The sequence below is a fragment of the Rathayibacter sp. AY1B8 genome (assembly GCF_002932775.1).
Lineage (GTDB): Bacteria > Actinomycetota > Actinomycetes > Actinomycetales > Microbacteriaceae > Rathayibacter.
The window spans coordinates 17,164-38,559 of sequence record NZ_PSWJ01000003.1; the positions used below are offsets into that span (position 1 = coordinate 17,164).

The following is a 21,396-nucleotide window of genomic DNA, read 5'->3' on the forward strand; positions in this document are numbered from 1 at the left end:
GCGGGAAAGGGTCTGCGGGAGAGCGCCGGGGCTCTCGGTCGGGGCGTCACCGGGAAGGGCCTCGCAGCCTTCGGCGCCGCTCCCAGAGGAGGAGGCCGAGTGCGAAAGTGAGCACCGACCCCCCGCCCAGGAGAAACGCGTCGGTGCTGGCGCCACCGGTCAGTGGCAGGCGTGTGGGGTCCACGGGGGCGTTGACGAAGCGGTAGACCGCTGTCTGCCCGGCCGTGGGGGCCGTGATGGTCCGCGAGGCCACCGGGGACCACGTCGTCCCGGTCAGGCGCTCGAGACGCAGCTCCTGGTAGGCGAGGCGACGGGTCGGGTCCGTCGCCGCCTCCGACAGCGTGTAGCCGTGGCCCGGTCGCACCTCGAAGGTGCTCGCGGGGTTGCCCGTGGCCACGTACTCCGCGCCGGCCCGGGTCTCGGTCGGGAGCGTCGCCCCGGCCAGTGCGGCGGGCGTCGCGGTGACGCGCCAGTCGGGTGCCCGGAAGCCGGTCTGGGGGCGCAGGACCTGCTTGACCAGCGTGATGGTCGCGCTGGCGTTGTCCACGGTGCAGGTGACGGCGGCTCCGTTGGTCGGGGTCACGTCTCCGGCCGCGCTCACGGTGAGGGCGGCGCCGGTGTCGGTGCGGCACTGCCAGGGTCCGGTCTGCACGTAGGTGGCGGAGCCGCCCGTCTCGGCGAGCCGGTAGGCGGCACCCGGGGTGACGGGGATCGCCGACACGCTCGAGGAGCCCGCGCGGCCGTTCGGCCCGGGCAGGGCTCCGGCGGGACCAGTGGCGCTGAGGGTCCAGTCGCTGGGCAGCGCGCTGCCGGAGCTCACCGTCTTCACGAGCGTGAGGGAGGCGGTGGGCCGGTTCACGATCGAGCACTCGACGACCGCCGCGGAGGCGATGCCGGTGAGGCTCGCGCTGATGACGGTCCCGGACTGCGAGAAGGTCGTGGCCCGGGCGGCGCCGTTGACCGTGCAGGCGCCGCTGACGAACGCGAAGCCCGTCTGCTGCACCTCCGAGACGGTGAGCGTCGCCCGCGACGCCTCCGTGCCGAACAGGACGGTCCAGGCGGCCTGACCCGCCGCGTCCGTCTGCTGGCGGGGCGACTGCTCCGGCAGCAGGGCGACGGTGCCGGCGGTGGCCGTCGCCGTCGTGCCGACGGTCCAGTCCGTGCCGGGGCGGGTGGTCCCGGAGGCGTCCCGGATCGTCTTGGTGATCCGCACGGTGGAGGCCGGGCGCGGGGAGTTGAAGAAGGTGCAGGTGACGTTGACGCCGAGCCGGTTCGGGAGGGTGACCGTCCCGGTCGGGTTCGAGCCCGTGCTCACCCGTACGCCGTCCGCGTAGCACTCGTAGATGCTCGTGTAGGCGGTGATCGGGGAGGCGGAGCCGGCCGCCATCGCCTCCGAGACCGTGACGGTGCTGTTGATGGGCGTCGGGAAGGGGCCGATCTGCGCGGTCTGGCGACCGGTCGTGGCGCCGGTGGTGGTGGCCGTGGCGAACGGCGTCACCGGCGAGCCGGCGGAGGCCGTGAGCTGGAACTGGTCCGCCGCGGCCAGGCGCCCGACGACGCTCTTCTGCACGGTGATCGTGGCCGGCGAGGAGCAGCCGGAGAGGTCGACGGCGTTGACGCTCACGCGCGGCGTGCCGCTGACGCGGGTCCAGGTGGTGGCGTCGAACTCGTAGGCGCTGCCGGGGATGGCGGGGACACCGTTCGCGGCGGCGACGTCGCCGTTGGCGAGGTAGACGGTTCCGCGCGGCGAGAAGGCGATGCCGTTGATGTTGGCGAAGGCGGCGTCGGTCCCCGTCACGGCCTTCGCGATCGAGGTGTTCACCGGGAGGGTGCCGCCGGTCGCCGCGGCCAGGGCGTCGGCCGGCACGGTGAAGATCGCGGCGCTGCTGGCGTTGTTGACCGAGCCCGCGCCGACGACGTAGAGGTTGCCGCGAGCGTCGAACGCCATGTCGCCGTTGCCGTTGGGGGTTCCGGAGGTGGGGAAGGAGCCGACGAGGGCGAACCGGGTGGCGACGGGGTTGGCCTCGGTGAAGCTCCAGATGTAGAACTGGCCGCTCGCGAAGCTGCCGAACAGGTACCGGCCCGTCCGGAGGTCGACCGCGCCGGCGACGATGCTGCCGGTCACCTGCGCTCCGCCGGCCACGGTCGTGTACGCGCTGTTCGCGATCCTCTGGAAGCCCGCCTCCGGCGTCCACTTGAGGACGGCGTCGACGTCCGTCGCGTCGGACGAGCGGTCCAGCGCGTAGGCGAAGGCGCCGTTCGCGCCGACGCCGAGCGCGTTGGCCTCGGCGGTCCCCGACCAGCTGCCGATCGAGGTCAGGGATCCCGTGACGATGTCGGCCTGCTGCAGGGCGCCGGCCGCCGTGAGGGAGTAGAAGCGGCCGGTGTCGCAGAACAGGCGCGGCGTCTGCACGGTGTTCGTGAAGGTGCAGAGCACCTCCGCTCCCGCCTCGCTGGGGATCGTGATCGACCCGGCGGCGGATGCTCCGGAGGCGATGACCGTGCCGCCGCGCGAGCACTCGTAGCTGTTGGAGTACCCCAGGCCCGCGCCCGCGGTCTGCGCCTCGGCGATCGTGTACGTCGCTCCGGACTGCACGGTAAGGCGGCTGATCTGCGCGGCCTGGATCCCGGTGGCGGTGCCCGTGGTGGTCGCCGACGCGAGGACGGTCGTGCCGCTGCGCACCGAGAGCGTGAACTGGTCGCCCGTGGCGCTGCGCACCGGCAGGTTCTTCCGGACGGTGAGGGTCGTCGCGGCCTGGATCGTCACCGAGGTGGGGGCGGAGGCGATGAGGCCGGTGGGAGTCGTGGTCCCGGTGCTGTACGTCCCGGCGGCGGCGGCCACCACGTCCACCGAGATCGTGCACGAGGTCGCACCCGCGGCGAGATCGCCGCCGAGCGTCGAGACGGAGGAGGATCCGGCGGCCGCGGTCACGGCGAACGCCGTTCCGGTGACGTCGGTGCAGGACCCGCCGACAGCCGCCGTCGGGGCCACGACGAGGCCGGCCGGGAGAGCGGTCGAGAAGCGCCAGTCCGCCTTCGCGAGGAGGTCGCTGGTGTTGGTGACCGTGTAGGTCAGCGTGGTCGGCACCGTCGCGGTCGGCACGGCCTGCGTGAAGGCCGCATCGAGAGCGGGGGTGACGTCCAGCACGCGGAGGTCGTCGACGGCGAAGGCGCTTCCCGTGCCGGTGACCGTGTTCACGAGCTGCACCTGGGCCGCGGCGATCTGCGCCGGAGTGAGGAGCGCGGTGCTCGTGCCGGTGTAGGCGACGGCGCGGGCGGAGGCGGGGAGCGCGGGATCCACGAGCGCGCCGAGCCCGCCGACCAGCGGGAGGGTCGGGGACGTGTAGAACACGCTGCCGGTCGCGGCGCAGGGCACGACCGGTGCCGCGAATCCGGTGAGGACGGTGGACCCGCCCGAGACCAGGTTGAGGGAGAGGGACGCGTTGTTCGTCCCGCACTGCCCGCCGGCGGCGTTCATGCCGACGGCGTAGTAGCGGGCGGCGGGCGCGGAGACGCCGATCCCCGCGGCGCTCTGGGCGACGGTCGTGCCGCCGGTGACGGCGGCGTACGGGTACTCGACCAGGGCGTGGTTCGCCTGCGTGCCGGTGTTCGAGCCGTTGGCCGGTGCGGTGCTGGAGGTGGACCCCTGCACTCCGGCCGCCACCTGGCCGAGGACGTCCGCCATGCGGCGGGTCTCGCGCGCGGCCGACGATCCCGTGCCGACGGTGAGGAGGGGCCGGGTCGGGCAGAAGACGGAGTTGGGGTAGGGCGCCGTGTAGTTGACCAGGACGCCGGTGCAGTTCGTGGCGGTCGACCAGCCGGTGGCTGCCGTGTAGCGGCCGTTCGCGTAGGCGGTGAGCGCGCTCGGTGCGGTCGTCAGACCCTGCTCGAAGGTCTCCGTCCACACCTGTCGCGGGGCCTCGGCGACGCCGGCGGCGAGTGTGGAGAAGCCTCCCGCTGCTCGTGCCGTCGCGGGTGGTCCGCGGTCCGACTCCTGATCGTCGTCCGAGGCCGCCGTGGGAGCGGGCGCCGATCCGGCGGGCGCCGGCTCGACGGGCTGCTCCGTCTCTGCGGCGCCGCGGGGTGCTGCGGGATCGGGCTCGTCCTGAGCGGGCTCCTCCGCCGTCGCACTCGGCGACTCCGCGGCCTCGGCGGGTGCCGACGGGGCGGACGCTGACGGAGTGGGTGCCGAGGTGGCAGATGCGGAGGGGGCGGGTGCCGGATCGGCCTCGGGGGCTGCCGGCGGTGTCGGTGCGACGGGCGTCGGGAGAGGAGCGGGGGCGTCGCCGGCGACCGGATCCGCCTGGTTCGCGGCCTGAGCGGGAGACGAGGCGGAGACGTCGCCGAGCCCCCACGAGCCGACGAGGAGAGCGCCGATCGTCGCGACGACGACGGCCCGCATTCCGAGGCGCGACGGCGCACGGTGCCGTGAGGGACGGCGCCGCCGGGTCGTGAAAGCCATGGTTCTGCTTCTCAGTCGTGTAGTCGGTCGTGGAGATGAGCGAAACGTCGACACGACGAACGACACGGATGTCGCAGCGAGTGCGGAGGCCCCAGACTCCGGAGGGGAGCACGCATTCCGCGCGGGCTTCCGAAGATGAACGTATAGGTCGGCCTCCCTCTCGCCATAGAGAAGTGAGCCCCCCTTGTCGGGGCCATAACCGATGAGAAAAGGACCGGGGTGAAGCCGAATATGGCGCCTTTTGACGGGTCCTCGCGAAGGAGTTCTAAGAAGTGAGCGCGCGCGACCGGCTCGGCTCACTCCTCCCGTCAGGTCCCGTGCAACGCTCGGGCCCCACCCGGCCACGTACTCGGTAGACGCCCGACCGACGAAGGATGGACCCGATGACGCGACGCACACTCGACGACCTGCTCTCCCGCAGCGACCCCGCGACCGACGACCGGGCGCCCGGCGTCCGCACCGCCCTGCACAGCGTGATCGCCGAGACCCGCGAACGCGCGCCCCGCCGTCCCGCGCGGTCGAGGGCGTGGTGGCTGGCGGCTCCCGTCCTCCTCGTCCCGGGTCTCGTGCTGGCGACCAGCGCCGGCACCGACGTCCGCTCGGTCCCCGACTTCACGATCCCGATCACCTACACCACCGACTCCGGCTCAGCGGTGTCGTGCTCGATCGACTACTTCAACGGCGAGATCGACTACCGCGAGGTCACCACCTCCGCGACCGACTACCTCCGCGCGCAGGACTGGAGCGGCGTCGGCCAGCGGATCCACGACGACGCGCTCGCCTACACGACCGATCCCGCCTGGCTGGCCTCGGACATGAACAGCGACGGCCCCGGCCTCTCGGAGGAGACGATCCGCTGGCGGGCCTGGATCACCGCCGCGGACGACCACATCCTCGACACGATCCCCGAGGGCGTGATCGTCGAGGGCGACGGCGGCCTGGGCGGCAGCACCGACTGCACGGGAGAGCTGTGATGAGCGCCGGCGAGGCGGCGCCGTCCATGGCGCGCAGCGTCGTCCGCTCCCCCGCGCGCGACCGGGAGGCCGAGATCACGGCCCTGGTCGAGCGGGAGGCGCCGGACCTGCTCCGCTACTTCGCGCGGCGGACGGCGAGCCCCGAGGACGCCGCGGACCTTCTCAGCGACACCCTCCTGATCCTCTGGCGGAAGGAGCGGTCGATCCCCGAGGACGAGACGCGCGCGCGGATGTGGGCGTTCGGCGTCGCGCGGCGGGTGCTCTCGGGCCAGCGCCGCACCGCGACCCGGAGGAGCGCGCTCGTCGAGCGGCTGGCGGAGGAGCTCCGCATCACTCCGCCCGCACCCGCCGACGACGCGGCGGAGGACGTCCGCGCCGCGATCGCGCAGCTGAAGCCCGTCGACCAGGAGATCATCACCCTCGTCTACTGGGACGGCTTCTCCCTTGCCGAGGCGGCCGAGATCCTGTCCCTCCGCGCCGCGACCGTGCGGAGCCGGCACGCGCGGGCGCGGGCGACGCTGCGGGACGCGCTGGGGGCGGCGATGTGAGGACGGGTGCGGGGCGGGCGTACCGGCAGCACCATCCGGAACCCGTGGAACCAGGTCGGCACAACGCCCCCCAACGAACGACGTTCGGCCCCGCCCCGCAGGCACCTAGTCGAGGAAGTACGCGTTCACCTTCTCGTCGGTGTCCAGGATCTCCTCCGAGGGCACCCCGACTCGGGCCGCGAGGTCGATCGCCCCGAGAAGCGCGACCTCGATGTCGGGAGAGAACGCCCGGTCGAGGATGTCGATGAAGTGCAGCATGCTCGTCTCGAGCTTCGCCAGGAGATCGGCGTAGTCGGCGGCCAGCTGTTGATCGAGTGAGCGCTGATCCTCGAGATATCCGGCGATGAGCGCTTCTTCCCGGGCGGAGAGCGAGGACGACGCGACGCTGAACATGACGGAGCCGACGGTGTTGCCGATGACGGCGCCGAGGACGGGGACCGGGATGAGCACCTGCCCGACGACCGAGGACAGCGCGCTGATGCCGGCCTGGAGGCAGAGGATCTCGGAGTTCTCGATGAACTCGATCTCGGAGATGTCGCCCGCTCGCAGCCTGCTCGCCTGGCCCGCGATCCCCAGCGCGGCGGTCGTGACCGTGTTCGCCGTGGCGGCCGACGTCGCAGTGAGATTGGTGAGTGAGTAGATCGTGAGACCGCGGACACCGCCCTTCACCGCGCCGAGACCGGAGGCGTTCGCGATGTCCTTCCAGTCGTCGGCCGAGAACTCCTTGAGCTTCGTGCCTTCGCGGCGCTTGGCGAGGACCGCGGAGACGAACGCGGTCCCACCCTCGATCCCGGCGGCGACGACGGTGACCTGAGCGCCCTGGCGCACCGTCGCCCGGTTCTCCCGAACGGCAGCCGTGCGGGCGGCCTCGTCGGTCGCCGTGATCCTTCCCTCCTCCGCCGCGAACGTGTCGGTGTACGCACCGAGCTGCACGTCGCGGTACTCCAGCCGGGAGGGCTCGAGTGCCGCGATGTCGATCGTCTCGCTCGAGAAAAACGTCTTCACCCGGTTCCAGTCGCGGAGGGACGGGCCGTCCCCGCTGCGAGAGAGGACCTTCGCCGCATCCTCGGCGGACATCGCGTGCAGCTTCTGGATGACCTCGAAGTGGTCGCTCGGGATCTGGTACCTGCCGCCGTTCCTCACGAAGTCCGGGTACCTCTCGAGGTGCTCCGTGATCGCGCCGAGGCCGAACCGCCCGCCGGCGGCGGAGAACTTCTGCTGGATCAGCAGGCCGTTCCGCATCAGATCGACGGGGCCGTTGTCGTTCACCCAGGCGTTGCCGCCGGTCTCCCCGAGCACAGCGGCACGGGCGTTGCCGATGCCGACCTCGGCGACCTCGGCGATGAATCCGTGCGCGCCCTTCACTCCACCGCGGTTCGACGAGACCACGTCGCCTATGTGCAGGAGGGCCGTATCCAGATGGTCGAGAGCCATCGAGAGGTTCTGGTCCTGCCTGCTCAGGGCGCCCATGAGGCGATCGACGCGCACCTGGTTCAGGTAGCCCACCCAGGCGGCGACGGCCTGCTCGTGAGTGCTTCTGGCGACGTCGGCGAGATCAGGCATCGTCGGCGGCCTGCTCCACACGGGCGCTCAGCAGTGCCGCACTCGCTTTCGCGACGTTCACGAGCGCGCCGAGCTGCGACTGCTGGGAGGGAGCCAGGGTCGCGAAGTCCGCCCCGAAGAACGGCAGCGCCTCGCCGTAGACCTTCAGAAGCAGCTCTCGGGTAGAGGCGGTGCGCTGGAGGAGGTCGTCGATCTGCGCGTCCATCGCCTGCACCTGCGCGATGTTCCGCATCACGGCGGTGAGCATCTCGTGCTTCGTCTCGCGATTCTCGAACTTCTTCTTCGTGAACAGGACGACCGAGGTGAGGACGGCGGCGCCTGCGAGGCTCCAGCCGACCGGGCCGGCCAGCGCGAGCAGCGCTCCTCCCGCGACGGTCCCTCCGCCACCGGCAGCGACGGCTCCGCCGCCGAGCCATGCCAGGGCGGCCTGGCTCGCAGCGGCACCGGACAGGGTCGAGATCGCGGTCCCGGTCGACGCGGTGCCGAACGTGGTGGCGACCCACATGGCGGCGGTCGGCGCGACGCTCGCGATCGCCGCTCCGGCGGTGACACCGGCGCCCGCTCCCGCCGCGGACTTCCGTGCAGCGACAAGATCAGCGCGGGCGATCTCCTCGGCGTCCAGGAACCGGGCTCTGTCGAGCTCGATCTGCTCGAAGTCCCTGCTGAAGGACTTGGGCGTGTTGGCGATGCTGTTCACCACGAGCTCGACGAGAGCGATCAGGTCGGTGGAGCGCTCGCGTTGCCGGAGGAGGGAGAGCCCGTCGTCGCTCATCGCCGTGAAGGCGCGGTTGTACTCGGCCGTGACCTCCTCGTACGACTGGAGGCTCCGCGGGCCGAACTTCTCGGCGGCTGCTTCGCGGAGATCGCCGGCCTGCTCCATCACCTGCGTCGTAGCGCTCCGCGCACGCTTGCTCAGATCGCCGGCAGCTTGTGCGACTCTCTCCTTCGCCGTGGCCAACTCCGGTCGCTCGACCATCACCCTCACCTGTTCCCCGTAGACGCCTTTTCCCGGCTCGACACTATCCAGCCGCGTATCGAGAAGTGGTCGGGAATACCGCTGCCGACGCTTCTCGGACACTCCTGCCGGATGAGTTGCTCCCGCCACTGCTCCTCCGGGTCGCGGCCCTCCGCACCCCTTCACCCGGCACCGCCGCCTGAGTAGCATCCCCCGCATGAGCAGGCTCGTCGTCTCCGTCCTCACCTCGCTCGACGGCCGCTTCGAGGGGCCCGGGCACGACCTCTCGGCGCTGCCGTTCGAGGACGCGTTCAACCACCACAACCTCGAGCTGCTGCGCCGCGCGGGGACGCTCGTCTACGGCGGCCGCTGGTTCCGCGACAACTGGGACAGCTGGAGCGCCGTCGCCGCGGACGGGACGGCGGGCGAGCGGGAGCACGAGACCGCGCGGCTGGTCACGTCGCTCGACGCGCTGGTGATCAGCGACTCCCTGGCTCCCGATCCGGCGGCGCCGTGGGCCGCCACCACGCGGATCGTGCCGCGGGAGCAGGGTCCGGCCGAGATCGGACGGCTCAAGCAGGGCGACGGGGGCGACCTGCTGATGTTCGGCAGCGGCACCACCTGGAATCCGCTCCTCGAGCAGGGTCTGGTGGACGAGCTGATCGTCCTCGTCGGCGCCGGACTCGCGGGCGGCGGCACGCCGCTCTACTCCGGGGTGCCGCAGCACGGGCTGCGCCTCCTCGACGCGACGGTTCTGCCGGGCTCGGAGCTGGTGCGGCTCCGCTACGACGCGAGCGGGGCCGGCGGGCGCTGAGCGGGACCTGCCGACGCGCGAGGACGCCGGCGGACCTGCGCCCTTCGAGCCGTCGAGGCGCTCGCCTCCGCCGGGGTGCGCACGACCCCGGCTGAGACAGGGCGGCCTCCCTCAGGAGCCGACGCCCCCTCCCGTCAGCTGACGTCGTGCGCGCGAGGCGCAGGGGCCGCCCCGGACAGCGAGCGGTCGCCCGACGCTGCAGGCCTGCGGAGTGCCCCGGCGCACAGCCGGACCCCCAGAACGACGCTCGTCACGCCTCCCGCCGGCAGCCCGGCACACACCGCGGTCCAGATCGTCATGCTCGAACTCGGCACGGCGTGCAGCCCGAATACGAGCCCCGCTCCGCTGCCGACCAGCGCGGCCGCGACCAGTGGGATCGTGAGCGCCGAGCTCTTCTCGGCGGCGGTCCACGACGAGCTCCACAGGACCAGAACGGCGCCGATCGGCCAGCCGATTCCGGGGATCAGCAGCCAGCCGAAGGCGAAGACCAGGGAGGCCGCGACCGCGAACCACCGACGGGCGAGAATCCCCCGCACATTTCCGTGCTGAACTCCGGCCTGGACCTGATCTGACATGCGTCGGAGCCTACGGAGACGGACGGGACCGCGGCACGAACTGGCGCAGGGCCCCCGCGCACCGGCACACGGCGCGGCGAGAATCGCGTCTGTGGCGCAGCGAACGCGCCACCGTACTCCGAAGCCTTGGCCACCTGTGCACGCCATCAGTACCTTGTCACGCAATGTTCCACCCGGAACAAGAAACGGAGACACTCATGTCTGGATTCAGATCCAAGCTGATGGCGGGGATCGCCGTCCTCGCACTCGCTCTCACCGGAGCCGCGCCTGCGAGCGCGAGCACGGAAGCCGAGCACTCGGAGGTCGTCATCGCCCGCGAGTTCCTCTCGGAGTACGGCGTTCCCTCCGAGACGCAGGACGACCTGGTCGAGGCGTACCTCGCCGGCGAGGCGTGGGACTCGCTGTCGAGCGCTAACCCGACCGTGATTCTCAATCAGATTTGTCAAGCCAGCGGGGATGGTTTGGCTCGCCTGTTCTTCCTTCTCTCCCAGCGTTTTTTTGCCTGGAAGGCACGTAGTGCCGAGCAGGGTCGGGGGCGGGAGCGCAACCCGGAGGGCGGAGGAGGAGAGGTTGTCGGCGCGATGTGAGGGAGCGCAGCGACCGCGTGCCGAGAACCTCGGAGGAGCCGGCCGCGCAGCGGCTTGCGCGGACACTGGAGGCCCGTACGCTGCCGAAGGCTTCCAGGCAAAAATGCGCACAGCGCTCAACACCGCCGCCGGCCAGAGGCCGGTGTTCGCTCGGGTCTGTGAACCGCGACGCTCGTCGCGGCGGCTCTCAGTGGTCTTCGGTGAGGTGGCGGTAGATGGTGCCGCGAGACACGCCGAAGGTGTCGGCGATCTGCTGGACCGTGTAGGTCTTCTCGTCGTACATCGCACGCGCCTGTTTCGCCTTCGTCGGCGTCATCTTGAAGCGCCCGCCGCCCTTACGTCCGCGAGCTCGAGCGGCGGCAAGGCCGTCGTGGGTTCGCTCCACGATGAGGTCGTGCTCGAACTCCGCGATCGCGGCGAGCATGTGGAAGAACAGCCGGCCGCCCGGAGTGGTGGTGTCGATGCCCTGAGACAGCGCCTTCAGTCCGACGCCGCGCTGCTGGAGGCCGTCGGCTACCTCTTTCAAGTTCCGCACGGACCGGCCGAGGCGATCGAGCTTCGTCACGACGAGGGAGTCACCCTCGCGGAGGTAGTCGAGAGCGTCCTCGAGCGCGGGACGCTTCGCGAGTACTCCGGAGGCGTGCTCGACGAACACCTTCTCGCAGCCGGCTGCCGTGAGCGCATCGGTCTGAGCGTCGGGGTTCTGGTCTCTGGTCGAGACGCGCGCGTATCCGATCGAAGCCATAGGCCTGACTGTACTGCGAACGTAGGTTGCGGGTCATAGCTCTCGGACACGGGCCGTGGAACACGGCGCGCCGATTGGACCGCCGCGCTGCTCGACCGTCTCGTAAACGATCGTTCGCGAACACCTCGGCAGTGGTCGCTCAAATCGATTTCTGTCGATAACATCGGTGCATGCCGATTGATCACGTGCGGGGCACCTCTGCCGCCGTCTCCCTCTTTCACTCTTTGGCCGACCCGAAGCGTCTCCAGATCGTGCGGCGACTTCAGCATGGTGAGGCTCGGGTCAGTGATCTAGTGGCGGAGCTGGGCGTGGCGCAGTCGACGGCTTCTGAGCACATGAGCTGCCTGCGCGAGTGCGGCCTGGTCGTGGGGCGTGCAGAGGGACGGCAGGTGTTCTACTCGTTGGCCCGTCCGGAGCTGATCGATCTTCTCGAGTCCGCTGAGGCACTTTTGGAGGCGACGGGGTTCCAAGCGGATCTGTGCGGCACGTTCGGGGCGGAAGCACGGAGCGCACGTGACGTGGACGCTGCCGCATCGGAGGTCCGTCGGGGCGTGGAAGTGGCGCCGTGATCGGCACTATCGCGGCGGCAATCGGACTGTTCGCTGCGACGAACATCGATGACATCGTGGTTCTGACGGTGCTGTTCCTCGCGTCCGCCCGTGGCTCGCTGCCGGGCTGGAAGGTTGTGGCGGGGCAGTACCTCGGCTTCGCGACTCTCGTCGCGATCAGCGTCGTTGCCGCCGCCGGGTTGACGATCATCCCGGATGAGTGGGTGGGGCTTTTGGGCCTGATCCCGCTGGCGATCGGTCTGTACGGGCTCATCCGCACCCTGCGCAGCAGGGGCGATGATGACGACGACGATGACGAGAGTTCGATCAGTGCGGTCGGGCTGCTGGGCGTTGCGGGGATCACGATCGCGAACGGCGCGGACAACATCTCCCTCTACACGCCCGTATTCCGCACGAGCCCGATCGCGGACACGGTGGTCACGATCATCGTGTTCTTCCTCCTCGTCGCGGTGTGGTGCCTGATCGCTCGCGTCGTCGGCACGAACAAGACGGTGACCGAGCTGTTGGAGAGGGTCGAGCACTGGCTCGTGCCTGCCGTATTCATCGGCCTGGGTCTGTTCATCCTGATCGAGTCGGGTGTTCTGCCTCGACTCCTCGAGCTGTTCTGATGCCCGCCACGCGCAGGCTCGTCCTCCGAGTGGCTTTCATCGCTGCGCTGATTGCGGCCGCGTTCGGTCTTGATCAGCTCACGAAGAGCTGGGCCCTGACAGCGCTGGAAGACGGACGCACGATCGAGCTCGCTCTCGGAGCGCGGTTCGAGTTGATCTTCAACCCCGGCGTCGCCTTCGGGATGGGCTCCGAGCTGGGACCTGCACTGGCGGTCGGACTGATCGTCATTCTTGTGACCCTCACGGTGTGGGTGTTCGTGCGGACCATCCGCGGGGCTCCGCTGGGTGGACCGGCACTTCTCGCTCTCGCCGCCGGCGGTGGCGCAGGGAACATCTGGGACCGCATCAGCCGAGCCGCGGACACGCCGCTGGGCGGAGAGGTCGTCGACTTCATCGCGGTCGACTGGTTCGCGATCTTCAACGTCGCCGACATCTTCACCACCTGCGGCATCGCCGGCTGGGCCCTCCTGCAGGTCTTCGGCAGAGCGGACGCGCCCCAACCACAGACGAGCGAAACCTGATCGAGGCGCAGCCCTGAGCCTCACCGTTCGCCGGATCACGGCGCCGTCCCCTTGTTTCTGCCGACCACCGGCCTGACAGAAAGCACCACCCGTGAAAACCAGCACCAAGGTCAACCTGATCGCCATCGCCGCGGCTGTCTTCGTCGTCGCGGTCATCGCCGCGATCGCGATCTTCCGGCCCTTCTCCGCCTCCCGCGAAGAGGTCGCCGCCGCGACGCCCGTCCTCGAGCAGAACACCCACATGCTCGATCAGGCGGAGGACGGGAAGGTGACGCTGGTCGAGTTCCTCGACTTCGAGTGCGAGGTCTGCGCGGCCGTCTACCCGACCATCGAGCAGCTGCGTGAGGAGTACGCAGGCCGGGTCACCTTCGCGACCCGCTACTTCCCGATTCCCTCGCATCGCAACTCCGAGAATGCCGCTCTCGCCGTCGAGGCAGCAGCGCGGCAGGACCGGTTCGAGGAGATGTACGACCGGATGTTCCAGACGCAGGCGAGCTGGGGCGAGAGCCAAGACTCCAAGGCCGACGTGTTCCGCGGCTTCGCGGAGGAGATCGGCCTCGACCTGGAGCAGTACGACGCGGATGTGGCCGACCCGTCGACGCTCGAGCGGGTGCGCTTTGATTTCGAGGCGGGCAAGGACCTGGGGGTGCAGGGCACGCCGACGATCTTCGTCAACGACGAGGCGATCCAGCTCGAACGCCTCGAAGACATCCAGGCCGCTCTCGACGCCGCTCTCGCCTCGTGAGCGCCCTCAGCCGCCGCGCCCTGCTGGCCCTTCCCCCGCTCGCGATGATCGGCATCGGGACCAGCGGATGCGCGCGGGACGACCTCGCGGAGCAGTACCGCGGCGGGTCGAACAAGAACTACGTCGCCGGTGACGGCACCGTCATCGAATGGCCTGTCGGCAGCCGCGGCGAGCCGGTCGACTTCGCCGGAACGAGCGAAACGGGCGACGCGATCAGCTCCGAGGATTACCGCGGGCAGGTGCTCGTCGTGAACTTCTGGTACGCCGCCTGCGCCCCCTGCCGCGCCGAAGCACCCGACCTGCAAGCGCTGCACGAGCAGTACGACGGGAACGGAGCGGCGTTTCTCGGTGTCAACGTTCGCGACCAAGCCGACACCGCCACCTCGTTCGCGAACACCTACGGCATCACCTACCCCTCGATCATCGATACCGACGCCGCCGTGGCCCTCGCGTTCTCTGGGAAGTTCGCCGCGAACGCCGTCCCTACCACCCTCGTGCTCGACGTCGACGGCCGACCCGCCGCGCGGATCCTCGGCCGGGTCACCGCCCGCTCCATCCTCGACACCCTCATCGCGGACACCATCGCGGAGGCGGCCTCGTGAACTGGGGAGAGGCTGTGTTCAGCGGCCAACTCCTGCTCGCCGCGCCCATCGCGGTCCTCGCCGGCCTCGTCTCGTTCGCGTCCCCGTGCGTGCTCCCCCTCGTCCCCGGCTACCTCGCCTACATCGGCGGAAACCCCGACCTCGCCACAGGCAGCCGGCGCCGCCTCGTCGCCGGAGTGGGCCTGTTCATCGCCGGTTTCGCCGTCGTCTTCATCGCCTACGGCGCCGCGTTCGGCGCCCTCGGGACATGGCTGCTCGAATGGCAGGACACCGTCACCCGCATCCTCGGAGTGCTCGTGATCCTCATGGGCGTCGTGTTCATCGGGCAGGTCCGGTTCCTGCAACGCACCATCCGCCCCCGCTGGAAACCCGCGACCGGACTCGCCGGAGCACCCCTGCTCGGTGTGGTGTTCGGGCTCGGCTGGACACCCTGCTTCGGGCCCACCCTCGCCGCGATCTCCGCGCTGAGCCTGGACGGCGCCTCCGCCGGCCGCGGCGCGTTCCTCGGCCTGCTGTACTGCCTGGGCCTGGGACTGCCGTTCCTGCTGATCGCCCTCGGATTCTCCTGGGCCGCCACCGCGACCAGCTTCCTCAAACGCCACATCCGCACCATCAACCTCCTCGGCGGAGGGCTACTCATCCTCATCGGCACCGCCATGGTCAGCGGCCTGTGGACCCAGTTGATCTACCGCCTCCAGAACCTGATCAACGGATTCGTCCTCCCCATCTGACCCGTCACCCCCGCCCCGAGAGGACCACCGAATGAGCGCACTCACCCCCGCCGAGACCGAACAGCTGACCCGACGCGGGCTGCGCCTGGCGCAGTTCACCGTCGCCTACAACGTCATCGAGGGCATCGTCGCGATCGCGGCCGGTATCGCCGCGGGACTCGTGTCCGTGATCGGGTTCGGCATCGACTCCGGCATCGAGTCGATCGCCGCCGTGCTGGTAGGGCTGCGCCTGGCGGCGCGGCTGCGGCATGGTGAGGCGGACGAAGCGAAGGAGCGGCGCACGTTGAAGTTCGTCGCCGTGACGTTCTTCCTCCTCGCCGCCTACGTGAGCATCGAGGGCATCCGCAGCCTGATCGCGGGTGACGCTCCCGAGTCCTCCCCGGTCAGCATCGTGCTCCTGATCCTCTCGATCATCGTCATGCCGGTCCTTGCGGCGGTGAAAACGCGTGTCGGGAAGAGGCTCGGAGACCCCCTGATCCTCGCGGACGCAGCGGAGACTCGGATCTGCGTGCTGTTGAGCGTCTCCACCCTCGTCGGGCTCGTCCTCTACGCCCTCACTGGAGCCGCGTGGCTTGACCCGGTTGCAGGGTTCGTCATCGCTCTCTTCGCCATTCACGAGGGACGCGAGGCCTGGGAAGGCGAGCTCGTAGAAGACGACGATGACGATGACTAGAGCGGGCGCCGACAGGCGAGCCACGAGCGGGCTGACGATCGATGTTCCGGGGCAGACACCCTCAACCTCAGAAGTGCTCTCCTCGGGTGCGACGCGCACGGCGGGAGGATGATCGGAGAATGATGATCGAGGTTCTTCACATCGACGACTGCCCGAACTGGAAGGACGTCGGCCCTCGCCTGGACCAGGCGCTGAAGTCCACCGGCCACTCCGACATCCCCGTCACCTACCGGCTTCTGGCGACACCGGAGGACGCCGCCGGCGTCGCTTTCGCGGGTTCCCCGACGATCACCCTCGACGGGGAAGACCTGTTCCCGTCGGGCGGGCGGACCACGGATCTTGCCTGTCGGATCTACTTCACGCCGAGCGGGCTGGCGGGTCTTCCGACGACGGAGCAGCTCGTGGAAGCGATCGCTGCCCGTGAACCCTGATTCCTCCGTCACCTGTTCCTGCTGCGGACGGGCCCGCCGTCGACGTCAGGTTCACGCACTCAACGATGGCGCCGCGTACGTGTGCCGGCGGTGCGGGCTCTGGATAGCGCTGCGCCCGGGCAGCGATCACCCCCGCGCCTCCTCATTGTCTCGGCGCTGACACGCCGGAACTCAACGCCGGTCAGGTCGTTCGGGTTGCTCTCAGCCCGAGCCGGGTGCGGCCGCGAGGCTTGAGGACGGACAGGGCGGTGATAACCACGAGAACGACGGCGCCGCCGGCGGTCGCGACGACCAGTTGCGTGCGGGTTCCCTCGAGCGTGGAGGGGATGAGCCCGTGGCGGGCGGCGAGGGACATCGTCTCGATGAGGCGCGTGTGCAGCAGGAGGACTGCGGTTGCGAAGACACTCAGCCACAGCTTGATCGCCACCCAGTAGTGGCGCACCAGTCCCCAGTGCGTTCCGAGGCCTTGCAGGATTCCGGTGGCGAGGGAGGCGAGGGCGAACGGGATGATGACGAACGTCCCCAGCGGGTCCAACGCCAAGTAGGCGCTTCGGACCGTGAAGGGGTCGCTGCTGGTCGCTCCGACGAGCGCGATCGCGAGGAACGCGCCCACCGCGCCGAACCAGCCCACGGACACCAGGACGTGGACGGTGAGGGCGACTCGGCGAGCTCGCGGGCCGAGCATCATCAGTGATTCATCATCTGCGCCCCGCCGCCGGTGAGCAGGTGCACGACGATGAAGCCGATCGCGAGGACGACGACGACGACCATGAACACCTTCACCCAGCGGGGGCGCTCCGGGACGGGCGACGGCGTGCCAGACGGGTTGGAGTCACTCATGCGCTCAGCCTAGGCACCCGCCCAACCCATCCCGTATCGATGTGGTGCGTTGCCCCTGCCCCGACATCTTCGGTCAAGTCGGGAATCTTCCGCCCGATCACCCCGTTGTCTGATACCCCCGGGGGGTATACCGTCGGATCAGGCCGGAAGCGGCCGGAAGGAGTCATGATGGCGCAGCACCACCTGCACGATGACGAGCACGAGAGTGCTCACCGCACCGTCGAAGCACGCGACGTCGACGCGGGAAGGACAGGTCATCACGTGAGTACGGCCCCTGACGGGCACGCCGGGCACCAGATGCGCGGAGCGCCTGATCCTCACGCAGGCCACAACATGACGGCGGGCGCTGCCGGCCACGGCGGCCACGGCGGCCACGGCGATCATGTCGGCCAGTTCCGGCGGTTGTTCTGGATCATGCTGGTGTTCGCGGTGCCGGTGGTCGTGTTCAGCGGCATGTTCTCGATGATCCTGGGCTACTCCCTCCCCGACGTTGCGGGGGTCGGCTGGATCTCGCCGGTGCTCGGGACGGTGATGTACGTCTGGGGCGGCCGGCCCTTCCTGCAGGGGGCGGTGTCGGAGCTGCGCTCGAGGACGCCGGGGATGATGCTGCTGATCGCTCTGGCGATCACGGTCGCGTTCCTCGCGTCGTGGGGTGCGAGCGCGGGGCTGCTGGATCACGAGCTGGACTTCTGGTGGGAGCTGGCGCTGCTGATCGTGATCATGCTGCTCGGGCACTGGATCGAGATGCGCTCTCTCGCGCAGACGTCCTCGGCGCTGGACTCTCTCGCGGCGCTGCTGCCGGATGAGGCGGAGCGGGTGCGCGAGGGTGAGGTGGAGAAGGTGTCTCCCGCGGACCTGGTGCAGGGGGATGTCGTGGTCGTGCGTCCCGGCGGCCGGGTGCCGGCGGACGGCCGGGTGCTGGAGGGCACCGCGGACGTGGATGAGTCGATGATCACCGGGGAGTCCCGCCCGGTCAGTCGCGGCCCGGGATCGATGGTCGTGGCCGGCACGGTCGCCACGGACACGGCGTTGCGGGTGGAGGTGACGGCCGTCGGCGACGACACCGCTCTCGCCGGCATCCAGCGCCTGGTCACGGAGGCGCAGAACTCGTCCTCCCGGGCGCAGCGCATCGCTGATGTTGCCGCCGGGTGGTTGTTCTGGTTCGCGTTGGGCGCGGGAGTGATCACCGCGATCGTGTGGTCGCTGCTGGGCAGTCCCGACGAGGCGGTGATCCGCACCATCACGGTTCTGGTCATCGCGTGCCCGCACGCGCTGGGACTCGCGATCCCGCTGGTGGTGTCCATCGCGACCGAGCGGGCCGCGAAGGGCGGCGTCCTCGTCAAGGACCGTCTCGCGTTGGAGAGCATGCGCACGGTGACCACGGTCCTGTTCGACAAGACGGGCACCCTGACCAAGGGCGAGCCGACGCTCGCCGCCGTGCACACTGTCGACGGGGTGAACGAGGAGCAGCTGCTCGCGGTCGCTGCGGCGGTCGAGGCGGACAGTGAGCACCCTCTCGCTCGGGCGATCGTGGCAGCCGCGAACAGCCGCGGCGTGCGGGTGCCGGCAGCGACCGGTTTCCAGGCGTCGACCGCTGTCGGCGTCACGGCGCAGGTCGAGGGGCGTGCGGTGAGCGTGGGCGGTCCGTCGATGCTGCGCGCGCACGACGCTGCCGCGCTCGAGCAGACGCGCGCGTGGGAGGCGGAGGGGATGATCATCCTCCACGTCCTCGCCGGCGGTCGGGTCATCGGGGCTCTCGGGCTCGCGGATGAGGTGCGGGAGGAGTCCCGGCAGGCTGTCGACGCGCTGCACGCGATCGGCGTGCAGGTGGTCATGATCACCGGCGACGCGGAAGCGGTCGCCCGCACCGTGGGCGAGGAGCTCGGCATCGACCGGGTGTTCGCCGGCGTGAAGCCGGAGGACAAGGCCGCGAAGGTCATCGAGTTGCAGCGCGAGGGCCGACGGGTCGCGATGGTCGGTGACGGCGTCAACGACGCTCCCGCTCTCGCGCAGGCCGACGTGGGAATCGCGATCGGCGCAGGCACCGATGTCGCGATCGCATCCGCCGGGGTGATCCTGGCCTCCGATGACCCCCGGTCGGTGCTGTCCGTGATCGAGCTGTCCCGGGCCAGCTACCGGAAGATGAAGCAGAACCTGTGGTGGGCGGCCGGCTACAACCTCCTCTCCGTCCCCCTGGCCGCGGGAGTGCTCGCGCCGATCGGGTTCGTGCTGCCGATGTCGGTCGGGGCTCTGCTGATGTCCGCGTCCACGGTCGTCGTCGCCGTGAACGCGCAGCTGCTGCGCCGCCTGGAGCTGTCCCCGCAGGCCAGCACCCGCGCCGCGCGCGAACGCGACACCAGCCCAGTCCGTCACGAGGAGGGCCGCAGTACCGTCCAGGTGCGCCCGTAGTCGCCGGAGGCGACCACTCCGCGCTCGTCGGCGGCAAGGACCCACTGTTCTTCGCCGTCGACGAGCGCGAACGCCTCCGGCTGCCCCTCGAGGGTTCCGTGGCTCTGCCAGGAGCCCTCGAGAGTTCCCGTCCACAACGTCCCGTCGACGTCGACACCGACCAGCTGCCCGCCGGCACTGCCGTCCACGAGGAACAGGGCGGGCGCGCCGGAGACGGGCCGGAACGTGACCGCGGCGTCCTCGCTGACCTGTAAGCCCGTCTCGGTCGTCGCGAACACCCGGTCGGGACGCTCAGGGTCCACGGTCAGATCGCGCAGCGGCAGTTGCGCAGACGGGGTCCATGCGGCGCCGGAGTCGTCGCTGCGGAGGATGACGCCGCGGCTCGCGTCGTACCCGTACACGCGGGTCGCCGCATCGGTGAGAGCGACGGTCGCGAGGTCGTGGAAATCCGTCTCCCCACTCAGGGACACCGGCTCCCAGGTCGCGGCCGCATCGATGCTGCGGATCAGACCCAGGTTGGGTCCTGGCGCGGACCTGTCGGCGGGGTCGGGATGCCCGGAGGCGTAGAACACTCCCTCCGGGGTGATCGTGAACCCCATCGTGTCCTGCGCCCGGCCGGCGACCGGCCCTCCGCCCGCTTCGTCGTCGGTCGGGGTGGGGCTGGCCGGGTAGGTGTCCGGGAGGGTGTCGGTGGGGATCACCCACACTCCCGAGTGCGCAGCCGCGTAGGTGAGCCCGGTCACCGGATCCCAGCCCAGCCCGTGCACGTGCTCCAACCCTGCCGGCGCGGCCACGAGCGCGCCCGTCTCCACGCGGCCTGACGAAACGCAGCCGGTGAGCAGCGCCACCGTCACGGCGGCGCCGACGATGACGGCGAGACGCCGCGTGCGGCGCGAGCGGTGCCCGCAATGCTCAGCCAAGGCCGACACCCAGATCGCTCATGAAGCCTTCCGGGTCCACGGGGCTCCCGTCCACGCGCGTTTCAAAGTGCAGGTGACAGCCGGAGGAGGCGCCGGTGGAGCCCACGAGAGCGATCAGGTCGCCGGCGGCGACCGTGTCACCCACGTCCACGAGCAGGTCGCTGTTGTGCGCGTAGCCGGTCTCGATGCCGTCGCTGCTCGCCAGCAGGATCCAGTTGCCGTAGCTGCCGGCGTAGCCGGCTTCCTCGACCGTGCCGCCAGTCGCTGCGACCACCGGGGTTCCGCAGGGGGCGGCGAGGTCGGTGCCCTTGTGGAACGCGCTCACGCCCGCGACCGGGGCATCCGGGCGAGGACCGAACGTGCTCGAGATGCGCCCCGCGACCGGCACCCGCCAGGTAGCGGACGCGACCTCGCTGTCCTCAGTGGATGCGGCGGACTCTTCTGATGCGTCGTCCACGAGTTCCGTGGCGACGGCGGCGGTCACCAGCACCTCGGGTTTGGCTTCCGCGCCGAACGTGTCCCGGGTGACGGTGAGCTGCACCGCGCCGGCCGCGACGAACGTCTGCGGCTGCGCCTCGCTGACGGCCAGGGTCGTGGTCTTGGTCGGGGTGCCGTCGACGGCGAACGCGGGCATGGAGGAGGTCACCGCGATCATCGTGACGAGAGTCATCGCGGACATCCCAGCCAGGCGCGGCCGCATCGTGGCCGTGCCCGGCGGGGCCGGGCGCGGGCGGGCCGCGACGCGGGCGGCGTGCTGCAACGCCTGCGCGTCGGCTCGCGAGGGCGCCGTGTACGTCACCCGGCGTCCGAGCGTGAGCGCAGCCTGCCGCGGGGAGGCATCGCGGGTGCGGGTTCGGGTGCGGTGCACGTCGCGGCGGCGCGGGTCGCTCGTCGGCGTCGACGCGGCGCTCACCGGGCGACTCCCGAGCGAAGCGGACGGGGGTGAAGAGGAAGGCGGTGCATAGGGGGACGTTTCTGGTTCGAGCGCCCTCAGAGGGCGCGAAGAAGTAGAGGGTGGGGATCGCCAGGTACGGCGACCCCCACCGGGGCGCGGCGGTAGCGCGCACGGGCGCGACGCAGCAGCGCTCCGCCTGCCCAGGAGGGGGAAGGGGCGTCAGAAAGAC

The 21,396-nt window shown here is 70.4% G+C and carries 23 protein-coding genes; 13 read left to right on the forward strand and 10 right to left on the reverse strand.

What is annotated here, in order from left to right; translation table 11 throughout:
* Positions 1 to 46: 46 nt before the first annotated feature.
* A complete protein-coding gene (locus C5C63_RS16880; RefSeq protein WP_181110546.1) occupies positions 47 to 4,462 on the reverse strand; it encodes a hypothetical protein in 4,416 nt (1,471 codons plus the stop codon).
* Between the two features lie 383 nt (positions 4,463 to 4,845).
* On the opposite strand from C5C63_RS16880, the gene C5C63_RS03295 reads away from it, so the two are divergent.
* Together C5C63_RS03295 and C5C63_RS03300 are read left to right on the forward strand one after the other, a co-directional pair.
* Entirely contained in the window at positions 4,846 to 5,436 is a 591-nt protein-coding gene (locus C5C63_RS03295; protein WP_104295105.1) for a hypothetical protein, read from the forward strand.
* A complete protein-coding gene (locus tag C5C63_RS03300) occupies positions 5,436 to 5,984 on the forward strand; it encodes an RNA polymerase sigma factor (protein ID WP_208543336.1) in 549 nt (182 codons plus the stop codon). The genes C5C63_RS03295 and C5C63_RS03300 overlap by 1 nt, the downstream gene beginning before the upstream one ends.
* A gap of 105 nt (positions 5,985 to 6,089) precedes the next feature.
* Here C5C63_RS03300 and C5C63_RS03305 read toward each other — a convergent pair whose 3' ends face one another.
* Together C5C63_RS03305 and C5C63_RS03310 are read right to left on the reverse strand one after the other, a co-directional pair.
* The gene (locus C5C63_RS03305; RefSeq protein ID WP_104295104.1) at positions 6,090 to 7,547 is read right to left on the reverse strand and encodes a hypothetical protein; all 1,458 of its coding nucleotides are present in this window, start codon (positions 7,545 to 7,547) and stop codon (positions 6,090 to 6,092) included.
* Positions 7,540 to 8,427: a hypothetical protein gene (locus tag C5C63_RS03310; protein ID WP_219812565.1), complete on the reverse strand. Its 888-nt coding sequence runs from the start codon at positions 8,425 to 8,427 to the stop codon at positions 7,540 to 7,542. Before C5C63_RS03310 ends, C5C63_RS03305 begins: the two co-directional genes overlap by 8 nt.
* 292 nt (positions 8,428 to 8,719) lie before the next feature.
* Here C5C63_RS03310 and C5C63_RS03315 point away from each other — a divergent pair, with 292 nt between their 5' ends.
* The gene (locus tag C5C63_RS03315) at positions 8,720 to 9,316 is read left to right on the forward strand and encodes a dihydrofolate reductase family protein (RefSeq protein WP_104325489.1); all 597 of its coding nucleotides are present in this window, start codon (positions 8,720 to 8,722) and stop codon (positions 9,314 to 9,316) included.
* Positions 9,317 to 9,450: 134 nt separating this feature from the next.
* On the opposite strand, the gene C5C63_RS03320 is transcribed toward C5C63_RS03315, so the two are convergent.
* Entirely contained in the window at positions 9,451 to 9,891 is a 441-nt protein-coding gene (locus tag C5C63_RS03320; RefSeq protein ID WP_146086344.1) for a hypothetical protein, read from the reverse strand.
* Between the two features lie 197 nt (positions 9,892 to 10,088).
* Between C5C63_RS03320 and C5C63_RS03325 the strand changes: the two genes are divergently transcribed.
* The gene (locus tag C5C63_RS03325; RefSeq protein ID WP_104257770.1) at positions 10,089 to 10,478 is read left to right on the forward strand and encodes a hypothetical protein; all 390 of its coding nucleotides are present in this window, start codon (positions 10,089 to 10,091) and stop codon (positions 10,476 to 10,478) included.
* Positions 10,479 to 10,665: 187 nt separating this feature from the next.
* On the opposite strand, the gene C5C63_RS03330 is transcribed toward C5C63_RS03325, so the two are convergent.
* Positions 10,666 to 11,223, reverse strand: coding sequence for a recombinase family protein (locus C5C63_RS03330; RefSeq protein ID WP_104256092.1), 558 nt, complete (start codon positions 11,221 to 11,223; stop codon positions 10,666 to 10,668).
* A 170-nt stretch (positions 11,224 to 11,393) separates the two neighbouring features.
* Between C5C63_RS03330 and C5C63_RS03335 the strand changes: the two genes are divergently transcribed.
* The 8 genes from C5C63_RS03335 (at position 11,394) to C5C63_RS03370 (ending at position 16,103) form a co-directional block, all read left to right on the forward strand.
* Positions 11,394 to 11,792 carry a helix-turn-helix transcriptional regulator gene (locus tag C5C63_RS03335; protein WP_055794452.1) on the forward strand — a complete coding sequence of 133 codons (399 nt, stop codon included), beginning with the start codon at positions 11,394 to 11,396 and terminating at the stop codon, positions 11,790 to 11,792.
* The gene (locus tag C5C63_RS03340) at positions 11,789 to 12,400 is read left to right on the forward strand and encodes a cadmium resistance transporter (protein WP_055794455.1); all 612 of its coding nucleotides are present in this window, start codon (positions 11,789 to 11,791) and stop codon (positions 12,398 to 12,400) included. The genes C5C63_RS03335 and C5C63_RS03340 overlap by 4 nt, the downstream gene beginning before the upstream one ends.
* Before the next feature lie 29 nt (positions 12,401 to 12,429).
* The gene (locus C5C63_RS03345) at positions 12,430 to 12,921 is read left to right on the forward strand and encodes a signal peptidase II (protein WP_162238049.1); all 492 of its coding nucleotides are present in this window, start codon (positions 12,430 to 12,432) and stop codon (positions 12,919 to 12,921) included.
* A 91-nt stretch (positions 12,922 to 13,012) separates the two neighbouring features.
* Complete coding sequence (locus C5C63_RS03350; RefSeq protein WP_082481720.1) at positions 13,013 to 13,666, forward strand: thioredoxin domain-containing protein; 654 nt, start codon at positions 13,013 to 13,015, stop codon at positions 13,664 to 13,666.
* On the forward strand, positions 13,663 to 14,268 hold the full coding sequence (locus C5C63_RS03355; RefSeq protein WP_104233615.1) for a TlpA disulfide reductase family protein: 606 nt from the start codon (positions 13,663 to 13,665) through the stop codon (positions 14,266 to 14,268). The genes C5C63_RS03350 and C5C63_RS03355 overlap by 4 nt, the downstream gene beginning before the upstream one ends.
* Positions 14,269 to 14,282: 14 nt before the next feature.
* Complete coding sequence (locus C5C63_RS03360; RefSeq protein ID WP_374952936.1) at positions 14,283 to 14,999, forward strand: cytochrome c biogenesis CcdA family protein; 717 nt, start codon at positions 14,283 to 14,285, stop codon at positions 14,997 to 14,999.
* Between the two features lie 31 nt (positions 15,000 to 15,030).
* Complete coding sequence (locus C5C63_RS03365; protein ID WP_055794460.1) at positions 15,031 to 15,672, forward strand: cation diffusion facilitator family transporter; 642 nt, start codon at positions 15,031 to 15,033, stop codon at positions 15,670 to 15,672.
* Positions 15,673 to 15,791: 119 nt separating this feature from the next.
* Positions 15,792 to 16,103: a hypothetical protein gene (locus tag C5C63_RS03370; RefSeq protein WP_055794463.1), complete on the forward strand. Its 312-nt coding sequence runs from the start codon at positions 15,792 to 15,794 to the stop codon at positions 16,101 to 16,103.
* A 181-nt stretch (positions 16,104 to 16,284) separates the two neighbouring features.
* Here C5C63_RS03370 and C5C63_RS03375 read toward each other — a convergent pair whose 3' ends face one another.
* The 3 genes from C5C63_RS03375 to C5C63_RS17330 all read right to left on the reverse strand — a co-directional run bounded on the left by C5C63_RS03375 (position 16,285) and on the right by C5C63_RS17330 (position 17,327).
* Positions 16,285 to 16,791 carry a DUF2269 domain-containing protein gene (locus C5C63_RS03375; protein ID WP_219812359.1) on the reverse strand — a complete coding sequence of 169 codons (507 nt, stop codon included), beginning with the start codon at positions 16,789 to 16,791 and terminating at the stop codon, positions 16,285 to 16,287.
* A complete protein-coding gene (locus C5C63_RS16885) occupies positions 16,791 to 16,943 on the reverse strand; it encodes a hypothetical protein (protein WP_157603228.1) in 153 nt (50 codons plus the stop codon). The genes C5C63_RS03375 and C5C63_RS16885 overlap by 1 nt, the downstream gene beginning before the upstream one ends.
* 138 nt (positions 16,944 to 17,081) lie before the next feature.
* The gene (locus tag C5C63_RS17330; RefSeq protein WP_181110549.1) at positions 17,082 to 17,327 is read right to left on the reverse strand and encodes a hypothetical protein; all 246 of its coding nucleotides are present in this window, start codon (positions 17,325 to 17,327) and stop codon (positions 17,082 to 17,084) included.
* Between C5C63_RS17330 and C5C63_RS03380 the strand changes: the two genes are divergently transcribed.
* The gene (locus tag C5C63_RS03380; protein ID WP_104325491.1) at positions 17,241 to 19,352 is read left to right on the forward strand and encodes a heavy metal translocating P-type ATPase; all 2,112 of its coding nucleotides are present in this window, start codon (positions 17,241 to 17,243) and stop codon (positions 19,350 to 19,352) included. The two genes, C5C63_RS17330 and C5C63_RS03380, sit on opposite strands and share 87 nt — an antisense overlap.
* Here C5C63_RS03380 and C5C63_RS03385 read toward each other — a convergent pair.
* Positions 19,313 to 20,272, reverse strand: coding sequence for a F510_1955 family glycosylhydrolase (locus C5C63_RS03385; RefSeq protein ID WP_146078441.1), 960 nt, complete (start codon positions 20,270 to 20,272; stop codon positions 19,313 to 19,315). The genes C5C63_RS03380 and C5C63_RS03385 overlap by 40 nt on opposite strands.
* The gene (locus C5C63_RS03390) at positions 20,265 to 20,927 is read right to left on the reverse strand and encodes a M23 family metallopeptidase (RefSeq protein WP_146078442.1); all 663 of its coding nucleotides are present in this window, start codon (positions 20,925 to 20,927) and stop codon (positions 20,265 to 20,267) included. The genes C5C63_RS03385 and C5C63_RS03390 overlap by 8 nt, the downstream gene beginning before the upstream one ends.
* Positions 20,928 to 21,396 lie beyond the last annotated feature (469 nt).